Origin of the sequence: Snodgrassella sp. B3088, assembly GCF_026535815.1 — a bacterium.
In the GTDB taxonomy this organism is placed as follows: Bacteria; Pseudomonadota; Gammaproteobacteria; order Burkholderiales; family Neisseriaceae; genus Snodgrassella; species Snodgrassella alvi_E.
In genome coordinates this window covers 74737-101083 of the sequence record NZ_JAFNPG010000007.1, presented here as the reverse complement: position 1 = coordinate 101083, position 26347 = coordinate 74737, and the positions used below count along the sequence as shown (strand labels likewise).

Below are 26347 nucleotides of genomic sequence, written 5' to 3'. Positions count from 1 at the left end.
AGATATCTTTAACCATAAGTAGATTCATGTTTCCTATCTCAAAGCAGAATCTACTTATGGATTTATTATTTCACTTTAGCGTTTATCACTGAATTCAGATGGATATATTGTTTATGAATTCATAATAGTGATTCAAATTGTCTCAGATTGCATTTAGACTAAAAAATGATTTCTTTTCAGCAATATTAAAAACATACCACGTGATATTACTTCTGTAATTGTTTATAGACTAAGCCTAAGTTGACAACAATTTTTTTGATATCACTGGCAACTTGTTTGAAATCTTCTTATCTTAAAAACATGCAAGCCTATCTTGAATTCATTGATAAAGATTCAGTTCACAGTCTAATCAAAATTGCAGAGTAATGCATTTCCCAGCCGAAATTGCTAAAATATCTGTATTAGGATACAAAAATGATTAAATGAAAGTTGCCAAAAAAAGCCTTTTTTTACAGCATTTAAATGCTGTATTCAGTTTACATTTTGATAATCACAGTGATGCACAAAATATTCCTACACTCAGCCAATGGCGTCAGTGGATATGGCAAACCTGCAAAAATAGTTTTAAACGTGCCAATATTGCTATTCTTTTATGCAATGAAACAGAAGCACGCCAGTTTAATCATGATTATCGGCATAAAGATTATGCGACTAATATATTAAGCTTTGCACTAAATGAGGGCGAAAATATATTTATGCCGGACAAAGGAGAGCTGAATGGGGATCTTATTTTTTGCCCGCAGGTGATTGAGAAAGAAGCTGCTGAACAACAAAAGCCACTGATAGCACATTATGCCCATCTGACAGTCCACGGAGTCTTGCATCTGATGGGTTATGATCATATTGAAGATGAAGAAGCAGAAATTATGGAAGCGCTTGAAATCCGTATCCTGCATCAGTTAGGATATGCAAATCCATATGCACAGGATGAATATTGATTATGGACGAAAGTTCGTCGAAACCCGGTTTTTTTGAGCGACTGGTAAATCGTATCTCTGGAGAGGCTCCAGAGACTGAAGCTGAAGTTTTACAAACGTTACGGGAAGCACATGAACGGCAGGTTTTTGATGCTGATACATTGCAATGTCTGGAAAATGTGCTGGATTTTGCTGATCTGGAAGTGCGTGATGCAATGATAACGCGTAGCCAGATGGATGTAATCAAAATTGAAGATCCGCTGGATAAAATAATTGCCTATATTATTGACACCACTCATTCACGTTTCCCCGTAATCGGAGAAGATAAAGATCAGATTTTGGGTATCCTACATGCTAAGGACTTGCTTAAGTACTGGGGCAGAAGCGAACATTTTCAGTTAGAACAGGTAATACGACCGGCTGTCTTTGTGCCAGAGGGAAAATCCCTGAATACATTACTCAAGGAATTTCGTGAACAACGGAATCATATGGCCATTGTCGTCGATGAATATGGTGGCACTTCTGGATTGGTGACGTTTGAAGATGTGATTGAACCAATCATAGGTGATATTGAGGATGAATTTGATGAAGATGATAGTGCCGACAATATCTTCGCAGTTTCAGCTGAACGTTTTCGCGTCAATGCAGTAACCGAAATAGAAGACATCAACGAATTTTTTGGTACCGATTATTCAGATGACGAAGTTGATACCATAGGAGGTCTGGTGATTCAAGAGTTGGGCCATATGCCGGTACGTGGCGAAAAAATTACTATTGGAAAATTAAATTTTACTGTCGCCCGTGCCGATGCAAGGCGTCTACAGACTTTAATGGTAACGGTAAAAAATAGTACTCATTCATAAACCAGATAAGGTTAAAGCTTAAACTATATTAAATTTTATCTGTGTTGCATATATTTCAAGATTGGAAGGAATAATAAATCCAGTCTGATTGCGTAGATACCCACCATAACAGATTATAGTAAACAGATATTTATTCTTTATTGCTTATAGCTACAATACGAGTTTAAAGTCATTACTGATTATAAAAATCTGTATCTACTAAACCGGTTAAAACGCTGGAGAAGATAGAAGTGACCAAACAAAAGGATAAGTCGGCACAGCCTATTTATGAATTCAAATATGGTGCTGTTTTAGCCAAACCTTGGCTGTACTGGCCACTTCTATTCTTATCTGCTGCTCTGGTGCCTTTTGCTTATGCCCCCTATTATCATTTCTGGCTCTTACCTGTTTTATTGGCCATATTGCTGATTTTACAATCAGTACGGCCACAATGGCGTGTTCGTTCAGCGTATCTTTGGGCATTCACAGCCTATACTGTTTTACTCTACTGGATAGATATTGCATTGCATGATGTAGCTGGTTTACCGCAGATAATGGCCTGGCCATTAACTTTGCTGCTGCCTGCCTATCTAGCTGTTTATCCTGCTCTAGTATTCTGGCTACTCGGAAAATTCAGAATTTCTCGTAGCGTTCGTCATGCACTAGTTTTACCGTTGCTATGGGCGTTGGCAGAATTCGTACGGGAACGGGCACTGACCGGTTTCGGCTGGGGTATATGGGGTTATAGCCAGATAGCTGATTCACCTTTAGCTGGTCTTGCACCTTTAGGCGGAATTTTTCTGGTTACCGTGTTTACTGTTGCCACTGGTTCATGGTTAGCAGAGTTGTTACTGGCTAAATCAATTAAGACTAAAACAGGGTGTGGTATCAGCTTATTGAGCGTGTGGCTACTCGGTGCAATTTTATTGCATTGTCAGTTCACTCAGCCTGACGGTACGCATGCATCAGTGGCTTTAGCACAGGGTAATATTCCCCAATCTTTTAAATGGGATGAACGATCTTTACAGCCAACACTTAGGCGTTATCTTGACCTCATAAACAGTACGCACGCCAATATTGTTATTCTGCCCGAAACAGCCATTCCAGTAATGCGGCAGGATATGTCACCAAAGCAGCTAGCTGTATTTACCCAGCTAGCGCGAAACAATGGCTCTGCTTTAGCAGTTGGTATTCCTCAGTATACCGCCGATGGATCAGGTTATCTGAATTCGGTAGTAAATTTTACAGCCCCACTATCCGTCAGTGGATTACCTTACTATGCGAAAAATCACCTAGTGCCATTTGGAGAATATATTCCATTACCTTTTCTACTGGGCGGGTTGTATCGCTGGATGGATATGCCGCTAGCCGGATTTTCTCGCGGTGGTGCTGTTCAAGCACCTTTAAAGCTGGCTAATCAGCGTGTAGCCTTTAATATATGTTATGAAGATGGTTTTGGTGATGAAATCATTAATTCGGCCAGTCAGGCCAGTATGCTGGCCAATGTAAGTAATATGGCTTGGTATGGACACTCCCATGCTATGGAACAGCATATGCAGCAATCTCAGGCTAGGGCATTGGAAACAGGGCGTTATATGGTTCGAGCCACTAATACCGGTATGACAGCCATTATCAATCCCAAAGGTCAGATTGTCGCACATCTGAAACCGGATACAGCAGGTGTGCTGGAAGGTAAAATTTACGGCTACAAGGGCATTACACCCTATATGTGGCTGGGTAGCAGCTGGCCCTTAGCTATTATTAGCTTGATTTTATTATTAATAATCTATGTTTTTAGTCGTTATCGTTGTTGAATAAATTATCCTGATGTGTATAATCATTAAAATATACAATCGAAATTGATAAAATACATTATTTTACCAATGATGAACAATTCATAAATAGTGATTGAAGTACATTCTTATTTTAATTACAATGATAAATTATTAGTTGGGTTATTGATTGATTTTTAGGTAACAAACAATGTGTTGCAGTTACATTAATAGCAATAACCTAACACGAACAGAAAGGATAGGCATGAATACAGCTTTTGCATTACCCGTGCCGACTGGGCATGGTAGTTTGGAGCAATACATTCATACCGTAAATAATATTCCTATGCTTTCTCCCGAGGAAGAACAGGATTTAGCGGTACGCCAGACCGAAGGAGATTTAGAGGCTGCAAAAAAATTGATTCTGTCACACTTGCGTGTAGTGGTTTCTATTGCACGTGGATATGATGGTTATGGCCTGAATCAGGCTGATTTGATTCAGGAAGGCAATATTGGTTTGATGAAAGCCGTAAAACGTTTTCAGCCTAGCCGGGGCGTACGATTATTTTCGTTTGCGGTACATTGGATCAAAGCAGAAATTCATGAATTTATTTTACGTAACTGGCGCTTAGTACGTGTAGCTACCACCAAACCGCAGCGTAAACTGTTTTTTAATTTACGTAGCATGCGTAAATCAATGGCCGCTTTAAGTAATAAAGAAGCCCAGTCCATTGCAGATGATCTTGGCGTAAAATTGTCAGAAGTGCTGGAAATGGAACAGCGCATGACTGGTAAGGATATGTCTTTACTGGCTGAAAATGATGATGAAGACAATTTTGCACCGATAGACTGGTTAACAGACAGTTCTAACGAACCAACACAGGTACTGGCTCAGCAAGCTCATTACGCTTTACAGACTGATGGTCTGCAAACAGCTCTGGCCAAATTAGATGAACGCAGCCGTCATATTGTGGAAAGTCGCTGGCTTGCGGATGATGGCGGATTAACCTTACATGATCTGGCTGGTGAATATGGTGTTTCTGCCGAACGTATTCGTCAGATTGAAGCTAAAGCAATGCAGAAATTACGTGGTTATTTGGCCGAAGCAGAATGATGAAGTTGAATAAAAAAACCGGATTGAAGAATTTATTCAATCCGGTTTTTTTAATGAAACAATGGTTGATTGAGCTATTTTACTAATTATTATCATTCAATCGTAAAACTGAATTTATGGCATGTTAATATAAAACCATGTTTCAGGTATAAGTGATGCATATTAGTGTTATCAGATGAAACACTTGAATCTGCATGAATACACTTACATTGTTCTTTAAGTCCGATGGCTTTCAATGCATCTAATATTTGGCTGATCTGATGATCCTGAACCGGTAAGTGATGGCTGGCCAAATCATCTATATGTAAATGTCGTCCGGCTGTGAAGTTGGTGACGATACGAAATCCGCAAACAGTTACTGCATTTTGTTTACCTTCTTCAAATATTCCCAGCAATCTATAACCTTCTGCTTGCTGAATAGTTACCAATTCCTGAAACTGTGTGATATCCCGAATATCAGGATGTAACATATGTAATGCAGCAAAGGCAGAGCTTATTTCGGCTGGTTTCAGTTCTCGTAATTGACTGACTGGAATCTGAGAAATTGTTTCGACAGAGGTTGAAGAGTCGATTTGTTTGGTGTGTTTCGCTACGATATTTTCCTGTGCAACAGCATCTGTCAGGCTGATTTGTCTGTGTTCCTGTTCTTCTAATAAAGCTTTGCAATCCAGAATGCGCAGATCGTTATCGTGCGCAAAATCCATCATGAAATTAAAGGCTGTGGCGCTAATCTGTTCTAGCTTGCGATCGACTGCTACGCAGCGGATATTATCAACCAGAATAGGACGAACCCATTGGTGATAAGACAGTCTGTGTCCTTGATCGAAAGAAGACAATACCCCGCATAAACGTTCAGCCCAGTCACTTGGGCGAAAGCGTTTACCATTACTTGTCATGCCTTGAATAACGATTTCGTATGGATTGCAAATTAGCATGCTGGCCTCTTAACAGAAACAAATGTTTCAATGACGTATATGTATTTATTTTGCTATTAGGGTGCAATTATACCTGATTGTATCTGTCAGATGCATGTCACTTGAGTGGGGCTGTTCTAAGAATAGTTATAAATTTCAAAGGGTATATGTAGTTTTATAACATTGAAGTTTGGCTTTAGGAAAAAAGACTGATTGAGGTAAAGAAATTTTCCAAAAGGGAGCCACCAATCATTTGTTGTTTTGAATTAATATTTATGATGATTGTGCTTAAATAATTATATTTTTGATTGTAATTGTTTAGTTTCATGCCTTATATGGGGATTGCTTCATCAAAAGATAGAGATCAAATCAACAGAACACGGCATTTGATACCTCAGTAATTTTGATACATCTTTGCAAATTTAAAAGAAAGATGTATGGTGTGATTAGTCACTTTAGATAACTGTAAACTACGCTACTTAGTTAAGTATACTGGTTTGAATAAATTATGGTTCTGCCTGATTGATGATAGATAGTGAAATTCGATGATGGGGTGTTATATGAAAAAAATCACTGCAATGATTAAACCATTCAAATTGGATGATGTTCGTGAAGCATTGGCTGAGATAGGTGTACAAGGAATGACGGTAAGTGAGGTAAAAGGTTTTGGCCGGCAAAAAGGGCATACTGAAATTTATCGTGGAGCGGAATATGAAGTGGATTTTTTACCCAAAATCAAAATGGAAATTGTTCTGACGGAAGAACTGGTTGAGCGTGCTATTGAAGTGATTGTTACTTGTGCCAGAACAGGTAAGGTGGGTGACGGTAAAGTATTTGTTTCGCATGTCGATGAGGTAGTGCGTATCCGTACCGGAGAATCAGGTGATGCGGCGGTGTAAATACAGACGTATTATTTAATAAGGAAATAAAATGAATCAAATAAATAAATGTTTGTTAGCTGCTCCCTTGCTGATGCCATTGCCGCTGCTAGCAGGCGATTTGTCCGACTGGTGGCGGCCACTGTCGGAAATAAATGCTGGTAATACTGCATGGGTGATGACATCCGCCGTACTTGTTTTGCTGATGACCGTACCAGGACTTGCATTGTTTTATGGCGGTATGGTGCGCAAAAAAAATGTGTTAGGTACCATGATGCACAGTTTTGTTGTGGCAGCATTGGTCAGTGTTTTGTGGATGATAGTAGGATACTCACTGGCTTTTACTCCAGGAAATGCTTTCATTGGCGGGATAGACAGATTTATGCTTGTTGGCATGGGATTGGATAAAACCAGAGAAATGGCTACCATCGTAAATGGTAGTGGTACTGTTCCCGAGTCCGTATTTATGTTTTTCCAAATGACGTTTGCGATTATTTCTACTGCGATTGTTACCGGTGCTTTTGCTGAGCGTCTTAAATTCTCTGCATTATTGGTTTTTTCTGGATTGTGGGTAACTTTAGTTTACGCTCCGGTTTGTCACTGGGTATGGGGTGGTGGCTTTATGGCTGACTCACATACGCCAGTTCTTGATTTTGCGGGGGGTACTGTCGTTCATATTAATGCCGGTATTGCTGGTCTGGTAGCGGCATTGGTAATTGGTAAACGTCTCGGTTATGGCAAAGATGTTATGGCTCCTCATAATATGGTATTAACATTAACTGGTGCTGCGATGTTATGGGTGGGCTGGTTTGGTTTTAATGCTGGTTCTGCAGGTGCGGCGGATGCTTCAGCGGGCATGGCTATGGCGGTCACTCAGGTAGCGGCGGCTTCAGCTGCATTGACATGGATGCTTTGTGAAAAATTGGCCGGACATAAACCCTCTGCTTTAGGGATGGCTTCCGGAGCCGTATCCGGACTGGTTGGGATTACACCGGCTGCTGGCTTTGTTGGTCCTCAGGCTGCACTGGTAATTGGCATTCTAACGGCGGTAGCAGCATATTTTGCTGCTGTGTTTTTAAAACGCAGATTTGGCTATGATGATTCGCTTGATGCTTTCGGTATTCATGGTTTTGGCGGAATAGTGGGTTCGATCTTAACCGGTATGCTATTCAGTAATGCTATTTTCGGAGGTGAATCCACTGTTGGCAGTCAACTGCTGGCACAAGTTAAAGACGTTGCAATTACCGTTGTTTATAGTGTAGTAATGACATATCTGATTCTTAAAATAGCAGCACTAGCATGCCGTGGTTTGCGTATCGATCATGATGCTGAGCGTGAAGGCATGGATGTCAGCATTCATGGTGAACGTATTGAATAATTAATTTGTTTGTGCAAAAAATAAAACAAGCTGGCCGGTATTGTTTACGGCCAGCTTCTTATTTTTTAGACAGATTTATTTTCTTAGCGGTATAAATAATGACGCAAAAACCGCAGTGCATATTCCACAGCCTGTGCTCGAATGACGTCACGATCTCCCTTGAAAAGGTGTTGTTTGGCCCAAATGCGTTGTTTGGTAGCCAATCCGAACCAGACCGTGCCAACAGGTTTTTCAGTACTGCCGCCAGTTGGTCCGGCAATACCGGAAATAGAAAGGGCATAATCAGCTTTGGCGTCAATCAGTGCTCCTAGAGCCATTTCACGTACACATTCTTCACTTACAGCACCATAATGTCGTAAAGTAACTTCATTAACATTGAGCAAGTGTTGCTTTGCTTGATTGCTGTAAGTTACATAGCCCATATTAAACCAGCCGGAACTTCCTGGAAGTTGAGTTAACTCAGCTGCCAGTAGGCCACCGGTACAAGATTCTGCACAGGTTACAGTGTGTCCGAGTTCTTCTAGTTTTGTGGTGATATCATGCAGGGTTTGTCTCATGGTGATGTTTTCTAAAGTAGTCTATGAGGCCATTGGTAGATGCATCATGGCTAAGCGTATCTGTGTTGCTCAATTCGGGTTCTATGTGTTTCGCCAGAACTTTTCCGTACTCTACGCCCCATTGGTCGAAAGAGTTTATCCCCCATACCACGCCCTGAACGAAGACTTTATGTTCATACATGGCTAGCAACATCCCCAGATTAAAAGGATTGATTTCATCTAGCAGCAAGGTATTAGATGGTTGATTACCAGGAAATACTTTCTGTGGAGCCATGATATCACGACGTTTATTGTCTAAAGTCATGAGTTCTGCATAGGCTTCAGCCAGTGTTTTGCCATGCATTAAGGCCTCAGTCTGAGCAAATGCATTGGCTACAAGTACCTTGTGTTGCGTACTGACACGGTAGAAACTGTTAATCGGAATGATAAAGTCAGAGGATATCAGACGTGGCCCTTGATGAAGGAGCTGAAAAAAAGCATGCTGGCAGTTTACGCCCTCTTCACCCCAGATGATTGGCCCCGTATCAAAATCCAGTCGCTCTCCATAACGGCTTACCTGTTTGCCATTACTTTCCATATCCAGTTGTTGTAAATGTGCTGCGAGACGGCGCAATCCGTGGTCATACGGGATAATTGCATGGCTGGTGGTGGTATAAAATGTGTGATACCACAGGCCAATCAAACCAAGTAAAACGGGAATGTTGTGTCTTAATGGCGCATGAAAGAAATGTTCATCCATTGCCCGACCGCCGGCGAGGAAATTTTGAAAGTTATCTTTACCAATGGCAAAGATAACTGACAGACCAATTGTTGACCAGACAGAGTAGCGACCGCCCACCCACTCAAACATAGCGTATATGTGCTCAGGTTTTATGCCAAAAGCCTGTGCTTTATCAATTGCACTGGTAATAGCAATGAAATGGCGGCCGATATCAGTTTCACGCAAGCCATGCTGTATAAACCAGCTTCGTGCAGTCTGTGCGTTCAGTAAGGTTTCTGGTGTAGTAAAGGATTTGCTGGCAATAATAAAAATTGTTGTAGCAGGGTTTACTTTTTCTAATACCTGCGTCAAATTGGCGCCATCAACATTGGCTACATAATGAATATTCAATCCAGATTGCTGAAACGGTCGTAATGCCAATGTAACCATTTCCGGCCCTAAATGAGAACCACCAATACCGATGTTGATAATATCCGTAATACGGTTTCCCTGAGCTCCTGTGTATTCTCCACAACGAACCGCTTCGGCAAAGCTATAGGCACGTTCAAGTTCATGATGAATATCGGGAACGATATTGTGATCATCGACATAGACTTCAGCCTGAGGGGGAAGCCGGAGCGCTGTGTGCAACACTGCGCGGTTTTCACTGACATTGATTTTTTCGCCGCGCCGCATTTTATCTGTCCAGCCTCGTACATCGGCAATATTGGCCAGCTCTATTAATAATGTCAGAGTATCTTCAGTAATGCGGTTTTTGCTGTAATCCAGTAATAGGCCATTTAATTGCTCATGCATTTGTTCAAAACGATCCGGCTGTTGCCGAAATAGATCACGCATGTGCAAAAAACGGGTACTGCGCTGATGTTGATGTAGCTGTGCCCAGATGGCTGTCTGATTAATAGGACAAGATGGATTCATCATAACCGGAAAATTTTTCAGCAAAGAATAAAGGCGGAGTATACAAAATCAGGCAGATACTGTTAAGAAATGTTTGCGATAATAAGCCATTTCTTCAATACTTTCCTTAATATCATCCAGAGCCTGATGAGCGCCTTTTTTGCTTATACCCTTTGCAACAGGCGGGTTCCAACGTTTAGCCAATTCTTTTAATGTAGATACATCCAAATTGCGATAGTGAAAGTAAGCTTCCAGTTTCGGCATATATCGCACCATAAAGCGACGGTCCTGATGAATCGAATTGCCGCACATTGGTGAAGCTTTTTCGGGTACCCACTCACTGATAAAGGCTAACAATTTTTCTTCCGCTTCCGCTTCAGTCAAGGTAGAAGCCCTTACTTTATCTATCAAGCCTGTACGTGTGTGGGTAGACGTATTCCATTTGTCCATATGATTAATAATACTATCTGGCTGATGAATAACTAGTACTTCAGACTGAGCTAAAATATTAAGATCACTATCGGTTATGATCATGGCGACTTCAATAATCCGGTCAGTATCTGGATTTAAGCCAGTCATTTCCATATCCAGCCAGACAAGATTTTTATCGTTTTGCATATCTTAATCTTGATTGATAACAAAACATCATTTTAGCTGCTTTCTCTAATGGCTGATAGCTTATTTTTTTACGGTAAATTAAAAGATAATTTGAAAATTTATTCTGGTTTAGAAACTAATAAATACAGGCATGAAAATTTATTAAACAGGCTAAAAGCGTGGTAAATTTCTATTTAAAAAAAGGGATTTTCGAATTGCCGCTTTTATCCACCCATAACGTACAAACTCCGCTACAATCATTATTTTTAAGCTATAGTGTGTTTTTATGGCGTTTTATCTTTCTGCCCAAACAGTCTATCTACTATTTCTTTTATTTTTCGTATCTACAACCTGTGGTCAGTTGTATCTGTCTGTACGTCAGAGTAAAGCTGTATTAGCGCATCGAAGCCGCGTACCTGCTGCATTCTTAGCCAACGTATCACTGGATGAGCATCAGAAAGCAGCAGATTACACTTTAGCCAAACAACGTCTGGCTCGTTACGAAATACTGTTTCAGGCATTGTTGCTATTGGTGTTTACACTTGGCGGCGGGTTAGATTTGTTGGCACGTCTAAGTCAAAAGTGGACACACCACGATATAGTACAAGGAATTTTGTTAATTGGTTTGTTTGCACTGGTGAATATGGTATTGGGCTGGCCATTAGCATGGTATCGCAGCTTTTGCCTTGAAGCTAAATTCGGTTTTAACAAAATGACACCAGCTACGTTTATTGCTGATCAATTCAAAGGATGTTTGCTGGCTATTATTGTTGGCTTACCTTTGCTATACATCATACTATTAATCATGCAGATTCTGATTGCAGCAAACTGGTTCGGAGGTGCATGGTGGCTTGTGGTTTGGCTGGTTTGGGTAAGTTTTTCTTTGTTATTGATGTGGGCATTTCCTAAATGGATTGCTCCATTATTTAATAAATTTGAACCATTACAAGATGATGTCATGCGTGCTCGTATCGAAAATCTGCTACAACGTACAGGCTTTCACAGTGATGGAATTTTTGTCATGGATGGATCCAAACGTAGCGGACATGGTAATGCATACTTTACAGGTCTTGGGAAGCACAAGCGCATTGTATTTTTTGATACCCTTCTAAAAGATATGCAAGTAAACGAAGTTGAAGCCGTGCTGGCGCACGAATTAGGACATTTTGCTCACAAGCATGTATTCAAGCAAATGATTGTTACTTTTATACTTGCCTTAATTGTATTTGCGGTTTTAGGTTGGCTATTGCCCCAGGCGGGTTTTTATCTGGGGCTGGGTGTGCATGAACCCAGTCATGCCATGGCCTTATTATTGTTTATGCTGGTGCTACCACTGTTTACTTTCCCATTTTCACCACTGGCAAGTGTTTTGTCTCGTAAAAATGAATTTGAAGCCGACCGGTTTGCAGCTAAATATGCCCATGCTGAGGATTTAATTCAGGCGCTGACCAAACTCTACCGTAGCAATGCTGCCAGTCTCGTCTCAGATATCTGGTATTCTCGCTTTTATGATTCTCATCCTGGTGCACGAGAACGTATTGCGGCACTTCAGACAGCAATAAAGGCACATTAGGACATTAGGAATGGTGCAGCAGACGGATAAGTTATTAACGGCGCAAATTGTTACCAGTTTCGGTCGGCGTTTTCAGGTGCGTACTGCCGCCGGAAAAATGTACGAGGCTACTACCCGAAAAAAAAGAATAGATTTTGCTTGCGGTGATATTGTGTATATCGGGCATATCAACCAACAACAAGCCGTGATTGAAGATTATTTACCCCGTCGCAGCCTGCTATACCGTCAGGATGCAACACGCACTAAGCTTATAGCAGCCAATGTTACTCTGATGCTAATAGTGCTGGCGGCGGTACCTACACCAAGTGAATTGTTGTTGCAGCGGGCATTGCTGGCAGCTGAAGCGGCAGACATAACGCCACTGATTATTTTAAATAAGGCTGACTTACCTCAGAATGCTGAATGGTTGGTAAAACTAACTTATTATCAGAGCCTCGGCTATAAGGTAATCAACATCAGCGCTCTGAATGATATAACTCTGTTGCGTGAACATTTACAGGGTGAATGTGCTATCCTGCTAGGACAGTCCGGCATGGGTAAATCTACTTTAACCAATGCCCTTCTGGGTAAAGAGCAGGCTCGGGTGGGTACGATTTCATCTGCGCTGGATTCCGGACGTCATACCACAACTCATGCGCAGTTATATGATCTCAATACTGAGAGTCAGTTAATCGATTCACCCGGGTTGCAGGCATTTGGGCTGCATTATTTACATACAGGCGATTTGCTGCATTACTTTCCTGATATGCGTTCTTATATCGGTCAATGCCGATTTCATAATTGCACCCACCGTCAGGAGCCGGGCTGCGCTCTCAAGCAAGCATTAGCTGAAGGTAAACTAAAACCAGAGAGGTTGCGTTTTCTGCAAAATATCACAGATGAATTAAGCAAATGACATCTACTAACAAACAAAAAATGCAGCTAAACGATTGATATTTCATGACGATAAAACGTCTAAACCTAATCTAGACTTTATCAGTAAGGCGTAATCGTTGTTTTTACCTAAAAATCCGTGCTTTAGTTACATAAAAAATTGATTCAAGCAGAATAAACATGATATTATCACAATCTTGCCGATTTTACGTCGGCAAGATTCTTTATTTGTGCGAGGCCAATCAATCGTAATTGGTCCCTTTATAAAAGGAAATAACTATGACTTTAGGTCTGGTTGGGCGCAAAGTAGGCATGACGCGCGTGTTCGATGAGAACGGCGCATCCGTTCCAGTAACCGTACTGGATATGTCTGCTAACCGCGTCACTCAACTCAAATCCGAAGCTACCGACGGCTATACTGCCGTACAGGTGACTTTTGGTCAGAAAAAAGCCAATCGCGTAAGCAAGGCACAGGCAGGTCACTTTGCCAAAGCTGGTGTTGAAGCCGGACGCGGTTTGGTTGAATTTGCTGTTTCTGCTGAAAAACTGGCTGAATTGTCTGCAGGTGCTGAAATCAATGTCGGCATGTTTGCAGCAGGTCAGTTGATTGATGTCACTGGTACCAGCAAAGGTAAAGGCTTTTCTGGCACCATCAAACGTCACAATTTTGGTTCTCAGCGTGCTTCTCACGGTAACTCCCGTTCTCATCGCGTACCTGGTTCAACTGGTATGGCGCAGGATCCGGGTCGCGTATTCCCGGGTAAACGTATGGCTGGTCAGTACGGTAACGTTAAATCCACCATTCAGAATCTCGAAATCGTACGCGTAGATACCGAACGTCAGCTGCTGCTGGTGAAAGGTGCGGTGCCCGGTGCGGTTAACAGCAACGTTGTCGTGCGTCCGAGCGTGAAGGTAGGTGCGTAATGGAACTGAAATTAATTGATGCTCAAGGTCAGGTTGCAGGTGCGGTTGCTGCTTCTGACGCGTTGTTTGCACGTGAATACAATAAAGATCTGGTTCACCAGCTTGTAACGGCCTTTTTGGCTAATGCTCGCTCTGGTAACCGTTCACAGCTGACTCGTGCTGAAGTAAAACATTCCACTAAAAAACCATGGCGTCAGAAAGGAACTGGCCGTGCCCGTTCTGGTATGACTTCTTCTCCGCTGTGGCGCAGTGGTGGTCGTGCGTTCCCAAATAAACCAGATGAAAACTTTACCCAGAAAGTAAATCGCAAGATGTACCGTGCGGGTATGGCAGCTATTCTGTCTCAGCTGGTACGTGATGAACGCCTGTTTGTAATTGACGAATTATCTGCTGCTACACCTAAAACCAAAGCCTTTGCCGAACAGGTGAAAAATCTGGGTATGGAACAAGTACTGTTCATCACCAAACAGTTGGATGAAAACGTTTATCTGTCCAGCCGTAACCTGCCAAATGTACTGGTTTTGGAAGCACAGCAAACTGATCCGTACAATCTGTTACGCTTTAAGAAAGTAGTGCTTACCAAAGCAGCAGTTGCACAACTTGAGGAGCAATGGGTATGAATCAACAACGTTTAATGCAAGTGCTCTTGGCTCCTGTTGTTTCTGAAAAAAGCAACATGCTGGCTGAAAAACGCAACCAGATGACGTTTAAAGTATTGCCAAATGCCACCAAGCCTGAAATCAAGGCAGCCGTGGAACTATTATTTAATGTGAAAGTGGACTCAGTAGCCACCACCATCATTAAAGGCAAAAATAAACGTTTTGGCCGTACCATCGGTAAGCGCAGTGATGTCAAAAAAGCTTATGTCAGTCTTGCGGCTGGTCAGGAGCTGGACATTGAATCTGCTGCCGCTTCTGCAGATAAGGAATAAGCACTATGGCTATTGTTAAAATGAAGCCGACTTCTGCTGGCCGTCGCGGCATGGTACGCGTGGTAACAGAAGGCTTGCACAAAGGTGCTCCATATGCACCATTATTGGAAAAACAGTCTTCAACTGCTGGCCGTAACCACGGTGGTCGCATTACCACTCGCCATAAAGGTGGTGGTCACAAGCATCACTACCGTGTTGTAGACTTCAAACGTAACGACAAAGACGGTATCGCTGCTAAAGTTGAACGCATTGAGTATGACCCAAACCGTACCGCCCATATTGCCTTGTTGTGCTTCGCCGATGGTGAGCGCCGTTATATCATTGCTCCACGCAATGTACAGGTTGGTGCTGTGCTGGTTTCCGGTTCCGAAGCTGCAATCAAAGCAGGTAACAACCTGCCTATTCGCAATATTCCGGTTGGTACTACACTGCACTGTATCGAAATGAAGCCGGGTAAAGGCGCACAGATTGCTCGTTCCGCTGGCGCATCTGCCGTACTTCTTGCAAAAGAAGGTGTATATGCTCAGTTGCGTCTGCGTTCTGGTGAAGTGCGAAAAATTCACGTTGACTGCCGTGCCACTATTGGTGAAGTAGGCAACGAAGAGCAAAGCCTGCAAAAACTGGGTAAAGCTGGTGCCAAACGCTGGCGCGGTGTTCGTCCGACCGTTCGCGGTGTAGTAATGAACCCAGTAGATCACCCGCATGGTGGTGGTGAAGGTCGTACAGGTGAAGCCCGCGAACCGGTTAGCCCATGGGGTACACCGACCAAAGGCTATCGTACTCGTCGTAATAAACGCACGAACAACATGATTGTTCGCCGCCGTTACTCAAATAAAGGTTAACTGATATGGCTCGTTCATTGAAAAAAGGCCCATATGTCGACCTGCATTTACTGAAAAAAGTCGATGCGGCTCGTGCTAATAACGACAAGCGCCCGATTAAAACCTGGTCACGTCGTTCCACTATTCTGCCTGATTTTATCGGTTTGACCATCGCTGTACACAACGGCCGTACCCACGTGCCCGTGTTTATTAGCGACAACATGGTAGGCCATAAATTGGGTGAGTTCTCATTGACCCGTACCTTCAAAGGCCATCTGGCTGATAAGAAGGCTAAAAAATAAGGGATAAAACATGAGAGTTAGTGCACAACACAAAAATGCCCGCATTTCTGCGCAAAAAGCCCGTCTTGTTGCTGACTTGGTGCGTGGCAAAGATATTGCCCAAGCGTTGAATATTTTGACATTCAGCCCCAAAAAAGGTGCTGAGCTGATCAAAAAAGTACTGGAGTCTGCTGTGGCCAATGCCGAGCATAACGAAGGTGCTGATATTGACGAATTGAAAGTGGTTACCATTTATGTCGACAAAGGTCCGAGCCTGAAACGTTTTCAGGCACGTGCCAAAGGTCGTGGTAATCGCATCGAAAAACAAACTTGTCACATCAACGTGATTGTGGGCAACTAAGGAAAAGCGATGGGACAAAAAATTAACCCTACAGGCTTTCGCCTGGCAGTGAATAAAGATTGGTCTTCCAAATGGTTTGCCAAAAGCGGCGACTTTTCCAAAGTGCTGAAAGAAGATATTGACGTACGTAATTTTCTGCGCAAACGACTGGCTAATGCTTCTGTTGGTCGCGTAGTTATTGAGCGTCCGGCTAAATCTGCACGTATTACCATTTATAGTGCCCGTCCGGGAATTGTGATTGGTAAAAAAGGTGAAGACATCGAAGTATTAAAACGTGATTTGCAGAAAATCATGGGTGTGCCGGTACATGTCAACATCGAAGAAATCCGTAAACCGGAAATTGATGCACAAATTATTGCTGATAATATTGCAGCCCAGTTGGAAAAACGTGTAATGTTTCGCCGTGCCATGAAACGCGCTATGCAAAATGCCATGCGTGTTGGTGCCAAAGGTATCAAAATCATGTCTTCCGGACGATTAAACGGTATTGAAATTGCTCGTACCGAATGGTATCGCGAAGGTCGTGTGCCTCTGCATACCCTGCGTGCTAATGTGGACTACGCAACCAGCGAAGCCAAAACCACATACGGCATCATCGGTATAAAAGTTTGGGTTTACAAAGGTGAACTGACACCAGGTGAAATTCAGGCCAAGCCGGAACAGGAAAAGAAACACAGCAGAAAGGCAGGTGGTCGAAATGCTGCAGCCAACTAGAATGAAATACCGCAAACAGCAGAAAGGCCGCAATACCGGTATTGCTACTCGTGGCAATAAAGTTAGCTTTGGTGATTTTGGTCTGAAAGCTGTGGGTCGTGGTCGTCTGACTGCACGCCAAATTGAAGCAGCACGTCGAGCAATGACACGTCATATCAAACGTGGCGGTCGCATCTGGATTCGTGTATTCCCGGATAAACCCATTACCGAGAAACCGATTCAGGTTCGTATGGGTGGCGGTAAAGGTAATGTTGAATATTACATCGCCGAAATTCAGCCGGGCAAAATGCTCTACGAAATGGACGGTGTAGATGAAACTTTGGCTCGTCAGGCTTTCGAGCTGGCTGCTGCCAAATTGCCGATTCAGACCGTATTTGTTAAACGCCAGGTAGGTCAATAATGAAAACCAGTGAATTGAAAGACAAATCTGTTGAGCAGTTAAACGAAGAACTGGTTGGCCTGCTGAAAGCGCAATTCGGATTGCGTATGCAGCATGCCACCGGCCAGCTGGGTAAAAACAGTGAGCTGAAAAAAGTGCGTCGTAATATTGCTCGTGTAAAAACCATTTTGCATCAGAAGGATGGTGAATAATGACTGAAGCTAAAAACGTACGTACTTTGCAGGGCAAAGTCGTGAGCGACAAAATGGATAAAACCGTAACCGTACTGGTTGAACGCAAAGTAAAGCACCCGTTGTATGGTAAGGTGATTCGTCGTTCGACTAAAATCCATGCCCACGATGAGCAAAACCAATACGGTATTGGTGACGTTGTTGTCATTTCCGAAGGTCGCCCAATGTCAAAAACCAAAAGCTGGGTTGTAACTGAGCTGATTGAAAAAGCACGCAATGTGTAATTAACACAACAAAGTGCTGCAATTAGGGAACGAAGTATTGCGACAATCCAATATTGTCTGTAAACTTCGTTCCTTAACTTTCAGTTTCCTGAAAGTTTCCGGCGCTCGCCGGAACTCTCCCTTCGGGACCCAAGACTGGTTTACTAGAACCGTTAAAGGTTTCAAACAGCCATAAAGAGGTAACAGGCTGTTTGAAAGCGGTAAATTAAGTTGGATTTTAAAAGGTAATAACATGATTCAAATGCAGACCATCTTAGATGTGGCTGACAACTCTGGTGCACGCCGTGTAATGTGCATCAAAGTATTAGGTGGATCTAAGCGTCGCTACGCATCTGTAGGCGACATCATCAAAGTGGCCGTTAAAGACGCAGCTCCTCGTGGTCGCGTAAAAAAGGGCGATGTATATAATGCTGTAGTTGTTCGCACAGCAAAAGGTGTACGTCGTAACGACGGTGCACTGATTAAGTTTGATAACAATGCAGCCGTGCTGTTGAATACTAAATTGGAACCAATTGGTACCCGTATTTTTGGCCCGGTAACCCGTGAGCTACGTACTGAGCGATTCATGAAAATCGTTTCATTGGCTCCTGAAGTACTGTAAGTGAGGTTGCAATGAAAAAGATTAAAACTGGTGATCAGGTGATCATCATTGCCGGTAAAGATAAGGGCAAACAGGGTAAAGTCGTACGTGTTCTCGGTGAGAAGGTGATTGTTGATGGTGTGAACCGCGTAAAACGTCACCAAAAACCAAATCCCATGCGTGGAATTGAAGGTGGTGTAATTACCAAAGATGCGCCATTGGCTATCTCCAATGTAGCGATTTTCAATCCGGAAACCCAAAAAGCTGACCGCGTAGGCATTAAAGTAGAAACTGTAGACGGTAAAGTAGTACGTACACGTGTATACAAATCTACCGGTGCTGTCGTGGGAGCTTAAGGAGTAATCAATGGCTCGTTTAAAAGACTTTTATAACACCACTGTTGTTCCTGAGTTGACCAAACAGTTCGGTTACAAATCTATTATGGAAGTACCGCGTATTGAAAAAATCACTCTGAATATGGGTGTGGGCGAAGCGGTTGCCGATAAGAAAGTAATGGAACATGCAGTTGGTGACTTAGAGAAAATTGCTGGTCAGAAACCGGTAGTAACCGTAGCACGTAAATCAATTGCGGGTTTCAAAATCCGTGATAACTATCCAATCGGTTGTAAAGTAACTTTACGCCGTGACCGTATGTATGAGTTTCTGGATCGATTAATTGCCATTGCCCTACCACGTGTGCGTGACTTCCGTGGCGTAAACGGTAAATCATTTGACGGTCGTGGTAACTACAACATGGGCGTGCGTGAACAAATTATTTTCCCGGAAATTGAATACGACAAAATTGATGCTTTGCGTGGTCTGAATATTACCATCACCACGACTGCCAAAACTGATGCAGAAGCCAAAGCACTGTTGTCTCTGTTCAAATTTCCGTTTAAGGGTTAATTATGGCTAAGAAAGCACTTATTAATCGTGAGCTGAAGCGCGAAGCTTTGGCAAAAAAATATGCTGCCAAACGCGAAGCCATTTTCGCTATCATCAATGATGCCAATGCGACTGATGAAGAGCATTTTCAGGCTCGATTGAAACTGCAGGCTATTCCGCGTAATGCTGCTCCGATTCGTCAACGTCGTCGCTGCGCTTTGACAGGTCGTCCGCGTGGTAATTTCCGTAAATTCGGCTTGGCCCGTACTAAAATCCGTGAAATCGCCATGCGTGGTGAAATTCCGGGCGTAATCAAAGCCAGCTGGTAATAGGAGTATAAAATATGAATATGCATGATCCTATTTCCGATATGTTGACCCGTATTCGTAATGCTCAGCGTGCTAACAAAGCATCTGTAAGCATGCCGTCTTCCAAACTGAAAGTGGCTATTGCCAAAGTTTTGAAAGAAGAAGGTTACGTAGAAGACTTTGCCGTATCTACCGAAACCAAGGCGACATTGGAAATACAATTAAAATACTACGCTGGTCAGCCTGTGATTGAACGCATTCAACGCGTTTCACGTCCTGGTCTGCGTGTGTATAAAGGTTCCAACGACATTCCTTCAGTAATGAATGGTTTGGGCGTTGTGATTGTGAGCACTTCTAAAGGTGTAATGACTGACCGCAAAGCCCGTGCCAATGGTATCGGCGGTGAGTTGTTATGCGTGGTTGCCTAAGGGGAAAACATGTCTCGAATTGCTAAACATCCGGTAGTCGTTCCGGCTGGCGTTGACGTTAAGTTCTCTCCAGAAGCTATCATTGTTAAAGGTAAAAACGGCGAACTGTCCCTGCATCAGCATGCTGAAGTAAATGTAGCATTAAATGATGGACAATTAGTTATTACTGCCAACGACAGCAGTACAAAAGCGAATGCTTTATCTGGTACCGTGCGTGCGTTACTGCACAACATGGTTGTTGGTGTAAGCAATGGTTTTGAGAAAAAACTGCAATTGATTGGTGTAGGCTATCGCGCTCAAGCTCAAGGAAAGGTATTGAATCTTTCTTTGGGCTACTCTCATCCGATTAATTACGAATTGCCAGAAGGCATTACAGCTACTACACCTTCAGCTACCGAAATTATCATTGCTGGTGCTGACAAACAGGTAGTAGGGCAAGTTGCTGCTGAAATTCGTGGATTCCGTCCGCCTGAACCTTATAAAGGTAAAGGTGTACGATATGCTGATGAGCGTGTCGTTATTAAAGAAACCAAGAAAAAATAATTGAGGCTCACTGATGGATAAAAATGTAGCAAGACTGCGTCGTGCACGTAAAACCCGTGCCAAAATTGCAGCCCTGAACAAAGTGAGATTGTGCGTTTTTCGTACCAATAATCACATTTATGCCCAGGTTATTAGCGCTGAAGGTGATCGAGTATTGGCTCAGGCTTCTACTCTTGAGGCTGATGTGCGTGCCAGCATCAAATACGGCAGCAATGTAGACGCTGCGGTAGTGGTTGGCAAACGCATTGCTGAAAAAGCTAAAGCAGCCGGCATTGAAGCAGTGGCATTTGACCGTTCAGGTTTTCAATACCATGGTCGCGTTAAAGCCTTGGCTGAGGCAGCCCGTGAAAACGGCTTAAGCTTCTAATAAACTGGAGACCAGAAATATGGCAAAACACGAAACTGAAGAACGCGGTGACGGCCTGATCGAAAAGATGGTTGCCGTAAACCGTGTGACCAAAGTGGTTAAAGGTGGCCGCATTATGGCTTTTTCAGCTTTAACCGTAGTAGGTGATGGCGATGGTCGCATCGGTATGGGCAAAGGTAAATCTAAAGAGGTTCCTGTTGCTGTACAGAAAGCCATGGATCATGCACGTCGTAACATGATTAAAGTGCCATTAAATGGCCGTACAATTCATCATGAAGTAATCGGTCGTCATGGCGCTACTCGCGTATTCATGCAGCCTGCCAAAGAAGGTAATGGTGTGAAAGCAGGTGGTCCGATGCGTTTGGTTTTTGATGCAATGGGCATTCATAATATCTCTGCTAAAGTGCATGGTTCAACTAATCCTTACAATATTGTTCGTGCAACATTGGATGGTTTGTCTAAACTGTACACGCCAGCTGAAATTGCTGCCAAACGTGGCCTGACCGTAGAAGAAATTTTAGGAGCAGATCATGAGTGAGCAGAAAACCGTACGCATTACACTGGTTAAAAGCTTGATTGGCACTATTGCCGCTCATCGTGCCTGCGCACGTGGCTTAGGTTTGCGTCATCGTGAGCATACTGTTGAAGTGCTTGATACCCCCGAAAATCGTGGCATGATCAACAAAATCAGCTACCTTTTGAAAGTGGAGAAGTAACATGCTTTTGAATACCATTCAGCCTGCTGAAGGTGCTAAACATGCGGCTCGCCGCGTGGGTCGTGGCATCGGCAGTGGTTTAGGCAAAACCTGTGGCCGTGGGCACAAAGGTCAGAAAAGCCGTAAAGGTGGTTATCATAAAGTTGGTTTCGAAGGCGGACAAATGCCTTTGCAGCGTCGCTTGCCGAAACGTGGCTTTAAATCTATGACAGCTCATCTAAATGCTGAAGTGCGTCTGGATGAACTGGCAAGAGTTGCAGTAAACGAAATTGATGTTCTGGTATTGAAACAGGCCGGATTGGTACCTGCAACTGCTTTGAATGTCAAAATTATTGCATCTGGCAACATTGATAAGGCGGTAACTTTAAATGGTATTAAAGCCACCAAAGGTGCGCAACAGGCCATTGAAGCTGCCGGTGGTAAAGTAGCAGAATAAGGCAAGGAAACAAGTGGCTAATCCGCAATCCGCAACAGGACTTTCAAAGTTTGGTGATTTAAAAAATCGTCTGTTATTTTTGCTTGGTGCGTTGGTTGTATTCCGCATCGGATCGCATATTCCAGTGCCCGGTGTGGATGGTGCTGCTTTGACCAAACTGTATGAAAGTGCCGGCGGAGGCATATTGAGCATGCTCAATATGTTTTCCGGCGGTTCACTGCAACGGTTCAGTATCTTTGCAATTGGTGTTATGCCATATATTTCAGCTTCAATTATTGTACAGCTGGCTTCTGAAATTATCCCTTCCCTGAAAGCACTCAAAAAGGAAGGTGAAGCTGGACGTCGGACTTTGACGAAATATACGCGTTATGGCACTGTATTGTTGGCTACTCTACAAAGTTTCGGTGCCGCAGCATTTGTTTATCAACAAAATGTAGTGGTATCTGGCCAGTTTGAATTTTATTTGACTACCATGGTGTGTCTGGTTACCGGAACCATGTTTCTTATGTGGCTTGGTGAGCAGATTACAGAACGTGGTATTGGTAATGGTATTTCGCTGATTATTACTGCCGGTATCGCAGCCAGTCTGCCTGCCGGTATTGGTCGCTTACTAACACTGACTAGTCAGGGTTCAATCAGTTATTTGATGGCTGTTGCACTGATTGTTGGGGCATTAGCTTTGATTTATGCTGTTGTATACATCGAAAGTGCACAACGTAAAGTACCGGTGCAATATGCTAAGCGGCAAGTAGGTAATCGCATTATGCAGGCTCAGAATTCACATTTGCCATTTAAATTGAATATGGCCGGCGTGATACCGCCAATTTTTGCGTCTAGTATTATTCTGTTTCCCTCTACTCTATTAAGCTGGTTTGGTTCAGCTAATCAAGATGGATGGTTGCAGAAACTGGCCACACTCTTGCAGCATGGTCAGCCTGTTTATATTTTGCTATTTGCAGCTACTATTATCTTCTTTTGTTATTTCTATACGGCGTTGGTATTCAGTCCAAGAGAAATGGCAGAAAATCTGAAGAAAAGTGGTGCTTTCGTGCCGGGTATTCGCCCTGGTGAACAAACCAGTCGTTATCTGGAGAAAGTTGTATTGCGTTTAACCTTCTGGGGCGCAATTTATATAGCTATCGTGTGCCTGATTCCGGAAGTACTAACTTCTGCGATGAATGTACCTTTCTACCTAGGTGGCACCTCACTACTTATTCTGGTGGTGGTGACCATGGATTTTAAAACGCAAATTGCTTCTTATGTGATGAGTAGTCAGTATGAACATCTAATGAAGCGTTCTGCGATGAAATCATTATCATCACGTCGTTAAGTATTATGGCTAAAGAAGATACCATACAAATGCAGGGTGAAATCCTTGAAACCCTGCCCAACGCAACTTTTAAAGTTAAACTAGAAAACGATCATGTCGTTTTAGGTCATATTTCTGGAAAAATGCGTATGCATTACATACGTATTTCTCCTGGAGATAAGGTGACTGTGGAATTGACTCCGTACGATTTGACTCGTGCTCGCATCGTTTTCCGCGCCCGCTAAGAGTAGAAAGGAAATAATATGCGCGTTCAGCCGTCGGTAAAGAAAATTTGCCGCAATTGTAAAATCATCCGTCGCAACCGCGTTGTACGTGTGATTTGTACCGACCCTCGTCACAAACAACGTCAAGGCTAATTGGATAACCCTAAGTCTTTATGTTATAGTGACAGACTTTTTGCCCTAAGGAAAAAATATGGCTCGTATTGCAGGGGTGAATATCCCTAACAATGCCCATATCGTAATTGGCCTTCAGGCTATTTATGGTATTGGTTCGTCTCGCGCTAAACTGGTTTGCGAAGCTGCCGGCGTTGTGCCGAGCACTAAAGTTAAAGATTTGGACGAGGCTCAACTTGATGCTTTACGTGAACAAATTGCCAAATACCATGTAGAAGGTGATTTGCGTCGTGAAGTAACCATGAACATCAAACGATTGATGGATATGGGCTGCTATCGTGGTCTGCGTCATCGTCGTGGTTTGCCTTGCCGTGGTCAGCGTACCCGTACCAATGCGCGTACTCGTAAAGGTCCGCGTAAAGCGATTGCAGGCAAGAAATAATTGATAAGGAACAATAATGGCTAAAGCAAACACAGCTCGTGTGCGCAAGAAAGTACGTAAATCCGTAAGTGAAGGTATTGTGCATGTACATGCATCTTTCAATAATACCATCATTACTATCACTGACCGTCAGGGCAATGCATTATCTTGGGCTACCTCTGGCGGTGCTGGTTTTAAAGGTTCACGTAAAAGCACACCATTTGCCGCTCAGGTTGCGGCTGAAGCAGCTGGCAAAGTTGCCCAAGAGTATGGCGTAAAAAATCTGGAAGTTCGTATTAAAGGGCCGGGTCCTGGTCGCGAATCTTCTGTACGTGCGCTCAACGCTCTTGGTTTCAAGATTACCAGTATTACAGACGTTACTCCATTGCCACACAATGGTTGTCGGCCACCTAAAAAACGTCGTATCTAACAGGAGTATTCGAGTATGGCACGTTATACCGGCCCGAAATGTAAATTAGCCCGTCGTGAGGGTACTGATCTTTTTCTGAAGAGTGCTCGTCGCTCTCTGGATTCTAAATGTAAGCTGGATTCTGCTCCAGGTCAGCACGGTGCGAAAAAACCTCGCCTGTCTGGCTATGGATTGCAATTGCGTGAAAAACAAAAAATTCGTCGTATTTACGGCGTTTTGGAACGTCAGTTCCGCCGTTATTTTGCTGAAGCAGCCCGTCGTAAAGGTTCGACTGGTGAATTGCTGCTTCAGTTGTTGGAATCTCGTTTAGACAACGTGGTATACCGCATGGGTTTTGGTTCTACACGTGCTGAAGCCCGTCAGTTGGTATCTCACAAAGCCATTACCGTGAACGGCCAAGTTGTCAATATCCCTTCTTTTCAAGTAAAAGCTGGTGATGTAGTTGCTGTTCGCGAAAAAGCCAAAAAACAGGTGCGTATTCAAGAAGCTTTCAGTCTGGCCAGTCAGATCGGCTTACCAAGCTGGGTTTCTGTTGAAGAAGGCAAACTGGAAGGTGTTTTCAAAAACATGCCAGATCGCACTGAATTGAGTGGCGATATTAATGAACAGCTGGTGGTAGAGTTTTACTCTAAATAAAGCTGGTTAAGTGAGGACAGTTAAATGCAAAACACATCCGAATTCTTGAAACCGCGTCAAATTGACGTTGACACCTTGTCTGCTACTCGAGCCAAAGTGTCTATGGAGCCGTTTGAACGTGGTTTCGGCCATACGTTGGGTAATGCTTTGCGTCGTATCTTACTGTCATCAATGAATGGTTATGCGTCGACAGAAGTAACGATTGAAGGCGTATTGCATGAATACTCTACGCTTGACAGTGTTCAGGAAGATGTTGTTGATATTCTTCTGAATCTGAAGGGCGTAGTATTTAAAGTGCATGGCCGCACAGAGGTAACTCTAAGTCTGAAAAAGTCTGGAGCAGGAGTTGTTACTGCTGCTGATATCGAGTTACCACATGACGTCGAAATTGTTAATCCTGATCATGTTATCTGCCATCTGTCAGAAGGTGGAAGTATTAATATGGAAATCAAGGTTGAGCAAGGACGTGGTTATGAAGCTGTGTCTGGTCGTCGAAATAAAGACGATCACAAACGTATCGGCGCTATTCAACTGGATGCAAGCTTTTCGCCTATCAGTCGTGTCAGCTTTGAAGTGGAACCGGCTCGTGTGGAGCAACGTACTGATTTAGACCGCTTAGTTTTGGATATTGAAACCAATGGTGCAATTGATCCGGAAGAAGCGGTACGCAGTGCGGCCTGTATTTTGATTGATCAGATGTCAATCTTTGCTGATTTACAGGGTACGCCGGTAGCAGTAGTGGAAGAAAAAGAACCACCTATTGATCCTATTCTACTTCGTCCTGTGGATGATCTGGAGTTGACCGTTCGTTCAGCAAACTGTTTGAAAGCTGAAGATATTTACTATATTGGCGATTTGATTCAACGTACAGAGACTGAACTGTTGAAAACTCCGAATCTGGGTAGAAAATCTCTGAATGAAATCAAGGAAGTCCTGGCTTCCAAAGGTTTGACGTTGGGTTCAAAACTGGAAGCCTGGCCGCCGGCCAGTCTGGAAAAGCCACAAGTTTGATG

39 protein-coding genes are annotated in these 26347 nt (G+C 43.2%); 35 read left to right on the top strand and 4 right to left on the bottom strand.

Annotated elements, in window-relative coordinates:
* Positions 1-422 precede the first annotated feature (422 nt).
* The 4 genes from ybeY to rpoH all read left to right on the top strand — a co-directional run bounded on the left by ybeY (position 423) and on the right by rpoH (position 4645).
* On the top strand, positions 423-938 hold the full coding sequence (ybeY, locus tag J3U75_RS05265) for an rRNA maturation RNase YbeY (RefSeq protein ID WP_100141111.1): 516 nt from the start codon (positions 423-425) through the stop codon (positions 936-938).
* A gap of 2 nt (positions 939-940) precedes the next feature.
* Positions 941-1780 (top strand): HlyC/CorC family transporter, encoded by an 840-nt coding sequence (locus tag J3U75_RS05260; protein WP_267390884.1) that lies wholly within the window; start codon positions 941-943, stop codon positions 1778-1780.
* Positions 1781-2043: 263 nt separating this feature from the next.
* A complete protein-coding gene (gene lnt, locus J3U75_RS05255) occupies positions 2044-3573 on the top strand; it encodes an apolipoprotein N-acyltransferase (protein WP_267391034.1) in 1530 nt (509 codons plus the stop codon).
* 223 nt (positions 3574-3796) lie between these two features.
* Positions 3797-4645: an RNA polymerase sigma factor RpoH gene (gene rpoH, locus J3U75_RS05250; protein WP_100141113.1), complete on the top strand. Its 849-nt coding sequence runs from the start codon at positions 3797-3799 to the stop codon at positions 4643-4645.
* Between the two features lie 92 nt (positions 4646-4737).
* On the opposite strand, the gene J3U75_RS05245 is transcribed toward rpoH, so the two are convergent.
* A complete protein-coding gene (locus J3U75_RS05245) occupies positions 4738-5580 on the bottom strand; it encodes a GNAT family N-acetyltransferase (RefSeq protein WP_267390882.1) in 843 nt (280 codons plus the stop codon).
* A gap of 539 nt (positions 5581-6119) precedes the next feature.
* On the opposite strand from J3U75_RS05245, the gene J3U75_RS05240 reads away from it, so the two are divergent.
* Both J3U75_RS05240 and J3U75_RS05235 read left to right on the top strand, forming a co-directional pair.
* Positions 6120-6458, top strand: a complete 339-nt coding sequence (locus J3U75_RS05240) for a P-II family nitrogen regulator (protein WP_267390881.1) — start codon at positions 6120-6122, stop codon at positions 6456-6458.
* A 40-nt stretch (positions 6459-6498) separates the two neighbouring features.
* The gene (locus J3U75_RS05235; RefSeq protein WP_267391033.1) at positions 6499-7815 is read left to right on the top strand and encodes an ammonium transporter; all 1317 of its coding nucleotides are present in this window, start codon (positions 6499-6501) and stop codon (positions 7813-7815) included.
* An 83-nt stretch (positions 7816-7898) separates the two neighbouring features.
* Here J3U75_RS05235 and J3U75_RS05230 read toward each other — a convergent pair whose 3' ends face one another.
* From J3U75_RS05230 to orn, 3 genes are read right to left on the bottom strand one after another with little or no spacing between them, the layout of a single operon-like run.
* Positions 7899-8372: a CinA family protein gene (locus J3U75_RS05230; protein WP_267390880.1), complete on the bottom strand. Its 474-nt coding sequence runs from the start codon at positions 8370-8372 to the stop codon at positions 7899-7901.
* Positions 8353-10011 carry a glucose-6-phosphate isomerase gene (gene pgi, locus J3U75_RS05225; protein ID WP_267391032.1) on the bottom strand — a complete coding sequence of 553 codons (1659 nt, stop codon included), beginning with the start codon at positions 10009-10011 and terminating at the stop codon, positions 8353-8355. Before pgi ends, J3U75_RS05230 begins: the two co-directional genes overlap by 20 nt.
* Before the next feature lie 48 nt (positions 10012-10059).
* Positions 10060-10608: an oligoribonuclease gene (gene orn / locus J3U75_RS05220; protein WP_100141117.1), complete on the bottom strand. Its 549-nt coding sequence runs from the start codon at positions 10606-10608 to the stop codon at positions 10060-10062.
* 265 nt (positions 10609-10873) lie between these two features.
* Between orn and J3U75_RS05215 the strand changes: the two genes are divergently transcribed.
* From J3U75_RS05215 to J3U75_RS05075, 29 genes are all read left to right on the top strand, one after another.
* Positions 10874-12160, top strand: a complete 1287-nt coding sequence (locus tag J3U75_RS05215; protein WP_267390876.1) for a M48 family metallopeptidase — start codon at positions 10874-10876, stop codon at positions 12158-12160.
* A gap of 10 nt (positions 12161-12170) precedes the next feature.
* Positions 12171-13055 carry a ribosome small subunit-dependent GTPase A gene (gene rsgA, locus J3U75_RS05210; protein WP_267390875.1) on the top strand — a complete coding sequence of 295 codons (885 nt, stop codon included), beginning with the start codon at positions 12171-12173 and terminating at the stop codon, positions 13053-13055.
* 257 nt (positions 13056-13312) lie between these two features.
* A complete protein-coding gene (gene rplC / locus J3U75_RS05205; protein ID WP_100141120.1) occupies positions 13313-13957 on the top strand; it encodes a 50S ribosomal protein L3 in 645 nt (214 codons plus the stop codon).
* The gene (gene rplD / locus J3U75_RS05200; RefSeq protein WP_267390873.1) at positions 13957-14577 is read left to right on the top strand and encodes a 50S ribosomal protein L4; all 621 of its coding nucleotides are present in this window, start codon (positions 13957-13959) and stop codon (positions 14575-14577) included. The genes rplC and rplD overlap by 1 nt, the downstream gene beginning before the upstream one ends.
* Entirely contained in the window at positions 14574-14888 is a 315-nt protein-coding gene (rplW, locus tag J3U75_RS05195; RefSeq protein ID WP_180295814.1) for a 50S ribosomal protein L23, read from the top strand. The genes rplD and rplW overlap by 4 nt, the downstream gene beginning before the upstream one ends.
* A gap of 5 nt (positions 14889-14893) precedes the next feature.
* Positions 14894-15730 carry a 50S ribosomal protein L2 gene (gene rplB / locus J3U75_RS05190; protein ID WP_100141122.1) on the top strand — a complete coding sequence of 279 codons (837 nt, stop codon included), beginning with the start codon at positions 14894-14896 and terminating at the stop codon, positions 15728-15730.
* 5 nt (positions 15731-15735) lie between these two features.
* On the top strand, positions 15736-16011 hold the full coding sequence (gene rpsS, locus J3U75_RS05185) for a 30S ribosomal protein S19 (protein ID WP_025331704.1): 276 nt from the start codon (positions 15736-15738) through the stop codon (positions 16009-16011).
* Positions 16012-16021: 10 nt separating this feature from the next.
* Complete coding sequence (gene rplV / locus J3U75_RS05180) at positions 16022-16351, top strand: 50S ribosomal protein L22 (RefSeq protein WP_037406961.1); 330 nt, start codon at positions 16022-16024, stop codon at positions 16349-16351.
* Between the two features lie 9 nt (positions 16352-16360).
* Positions 16361-17065: a 30S ribosomal protein S3 gene (gene rpsC / locus J3U75_RS05175; RefSeq protein WP_100141123.1), complete on the top strand. Its 705-nt coding sequence runs from the start codon at positions 16361-16363 to the stop codon at positions 17063-17065.
* Positions 17049-17465, top strand: a complete 417-nt coding sequence (gene rplP, locus J3U75_RS05170) for a 50S ribosomal protein L16 (RefSeq protein WP_037394618.1) — start codon at positions 17049-17051, stop codon at positions 17463-17465. Before rpsC ends, rplP begins: the two co-directional genes overlap by 17 nt.
* Positions 17465-17656 carry a 50S ribosomal protein L29 gene (rpmC, locus tag J3U75_RS05165; RefSeq protein ID WP_025331702.1) on the top strand — a complete coding sequence of 64 codons (192 nt, stop codon included), beginning with the start codon at positions 17465-17467 and terminating at the stop codon, positions 17654-17656. Before rplP ends, rpmC begins: the two co-directional genes overlap by 1 nt.
* Positions 17656-17919: a 30S ribosomal protein S17 gene (gene rpsQ / locus J3U75_RS05160; RefSeq protein ID WP_100141124.1), complete on the top strand. Its 264-nt coding sequence runs from the start codon at positions 17656-17658 to the stop codon at positions 17917-17919. Before rpmC ends, rpsQ begins: the two co-directional genes overlap by 1 nt.
* A gap of 232 nt (positions 17920-18151) precedes the next feature.
* A complete protein-coding gene (gene rplN / locus J3U75_RS05155; protein ID WP_025331700.1) occupies positions 18152-18520 on the top strand; it encodes a 50S ribosomal protein L14 in 369 nt (122 codons plus the stop codon).
* A gap of 11 nt (positions 18521-18531) precedes the next feature.
* The gene (gene rplX / locus J3U75_RS05150; protein WP_100141125.1) at positions 18532-18855 is read left to right on the top strand and encodes a 50S ribosomal protein L24; all 324 of its coding nucleotides are present in this window, start codon (positions 18532-18534) and stop codon (positions 18853-18855) included.
* Positions 18856-18865: 10 nt separating this feature from the next.
* Entirely contained in the window at positions 18866-19405 is a 540-nt protein-coding gene (gene rplE / locus J3U75_RS05145; RefSeq protein WP_025331698.1) for a 50S ribosomal protein L5, read from the top strand.
* Positions 19406-19407: 2 nt separating this feature from the next.
* Positions 19408-19713, top strand: coding sequence for a 30S ribosomal protein S14 (gene rpsN, locus J3U75_RS05140; RefSeq protein WP_025331697.1), 306 nt, complete (start codon positions 19408-19410; stop codon positions 19711-19713).
* 14 nt (positions 19714-19727) lie between these two features.
* A complete protein-coding gene (gene rpsH, locus J3U75_RS05135) occupies positions 19728-20120 on the top strand; it encodes a 30S ribosomal protein S8 (RefSeq protein ID WP_267390867.1) in 393 nt (130 codons plus the stop codon).
* A gap of 9 nt (positions 20121-20129) precedes the next feature.
* Entirely contained in the window at positions 20130-20663 is a 534-nt protein-coding gene (rplF, locus tag J3U75_RS05130) for a 50S ribosomal protein L6 (protein ID WP_100151546.1), read from the top strand.
* A gap of 13 nt (positions 20664-20676) precedes the next feature.
* Positions 20677-21030, top strand: a complete 354-nt coding sequence (rplR, locus tag J3U75_RS05125; protein ID WP_100141128.1) for a 50S ribosomal protein L18 — start codon at positions 20677-20679, stop codon at positions 21028-21030.
* A gap of 19 nt (positions 21031-21049) precedes the next feature.
* A complete protein-coding gene (gene rpsE, locus J3U75_RS05120) occupies positions 21050-21568 on the top strand; it encodes a 30S ribosomal protein S5 (RefSeq protein WP_100100558.1) in 519 nt (172 codons plus the stop codon).
* Entirely contained in the window at positions 21561-21746 is a 186-nt protein-coding gene (rpmD, locus tag J3U75_RS05115) for a 50S ribosomal protein L30 (protein WP_100100557.1), read from the top strand. The genes rpsE and rpmD overlap by 8 nt, the downstream gene beginning before the upstream one ends.
* A gap of 1 nt (position 21747) precedes the next feature.
* Positions 21748-22182, top strand: a complete 435-nt coding sequence (gene rplO, locus J3U75_RS05110; protein ID WP_267390862.1) for a 50S ribosomal protein L15 — start codon at positions 21748-21750, stop codon at positions 22180-22182.
* Positions 22183-22195: 13 nt separating this feature from the next.
* On the top strand, positions 22196-23512 hold the full coding sequence (secY, locus tag J3U75_RS05105; RefSeq protein WP_100151547.1) for a preprotein translocase subunit SecY: 1317 nt from the start codon (positions 22196-22198) through the stop codon (positions 23510-23512).
* Positions 23513-23517: 5 nt separating this feature from the next.
* A complete protein-coding gene (gene infA / locus J3U75_RS05100) occupies positions 23518-23736 on the top strand; it encodes a translation initiation factor IF-1 (RefSeq protein WP_003684714.1) in 219 nt (72 codons plus the stop codon).
* Positions 23737-23754: 18 nt separating this feature from the next.
* Complete coding sequence (gene rpmJ / locus J3U75_RS05095; protein ID WP_003697674.1) at positions 23755-23868, top strand: 50S ribosomal protein L36; 114 nt, start codon at positions 23755-23757, stop codon at positions 23866-23868.
* Positions 23869-23926: 58 nt separating this feature from the next.
* Positions 23927-24289, top strand: a complete 363-nt coding sequence (rpsM, locus tag J3U75_RS05090) for a 30S ribosomal protein S13 (protein WP_037406984.1) — start codon at positions 23927-23929, stop codon at positions 24287-24289.
* Positions 24290-24305: 16 nt separating this feature from the next.
* Positions 24306-24698: a 30S ribosomal protein S11 gene (gene rpsK, locus J3U75_RS05085; protein ID WP_025331688.1), complete on the top strand. Its 393-nt coding sequence runs from the start codon at positions 24306-24308 to the stop codon at positions 24696-24698.
* Positions 24699-24713: 15 nt separating this feature from the next.
* Positions 24714-25334: a 30S ribosomal protein S4 gene (gene rpsD, locus J3U75_RS05080; protein WP_025331687.1), complete on the top strand. Its 621-nt coding sequence runs from the start codon at positions 24714-24716 to the stop codon at positions 25332-25334.
* A gap of 24 nt (positions 25335-25358) precedes the next feature.
* On the top strand, positions 25359-26345 hold the full coding sequence (locus J3U75_RS05075; protein WP_100141131.1) for a DNA-directed RNA polymerase subunit alpha: 987 nt from the start codon (positions 25359-25361) through the stop codon (positions 26343-26345).
* The last annotated feature ends 2 nt before the right edge of the window (positions 26346-26347 follow it).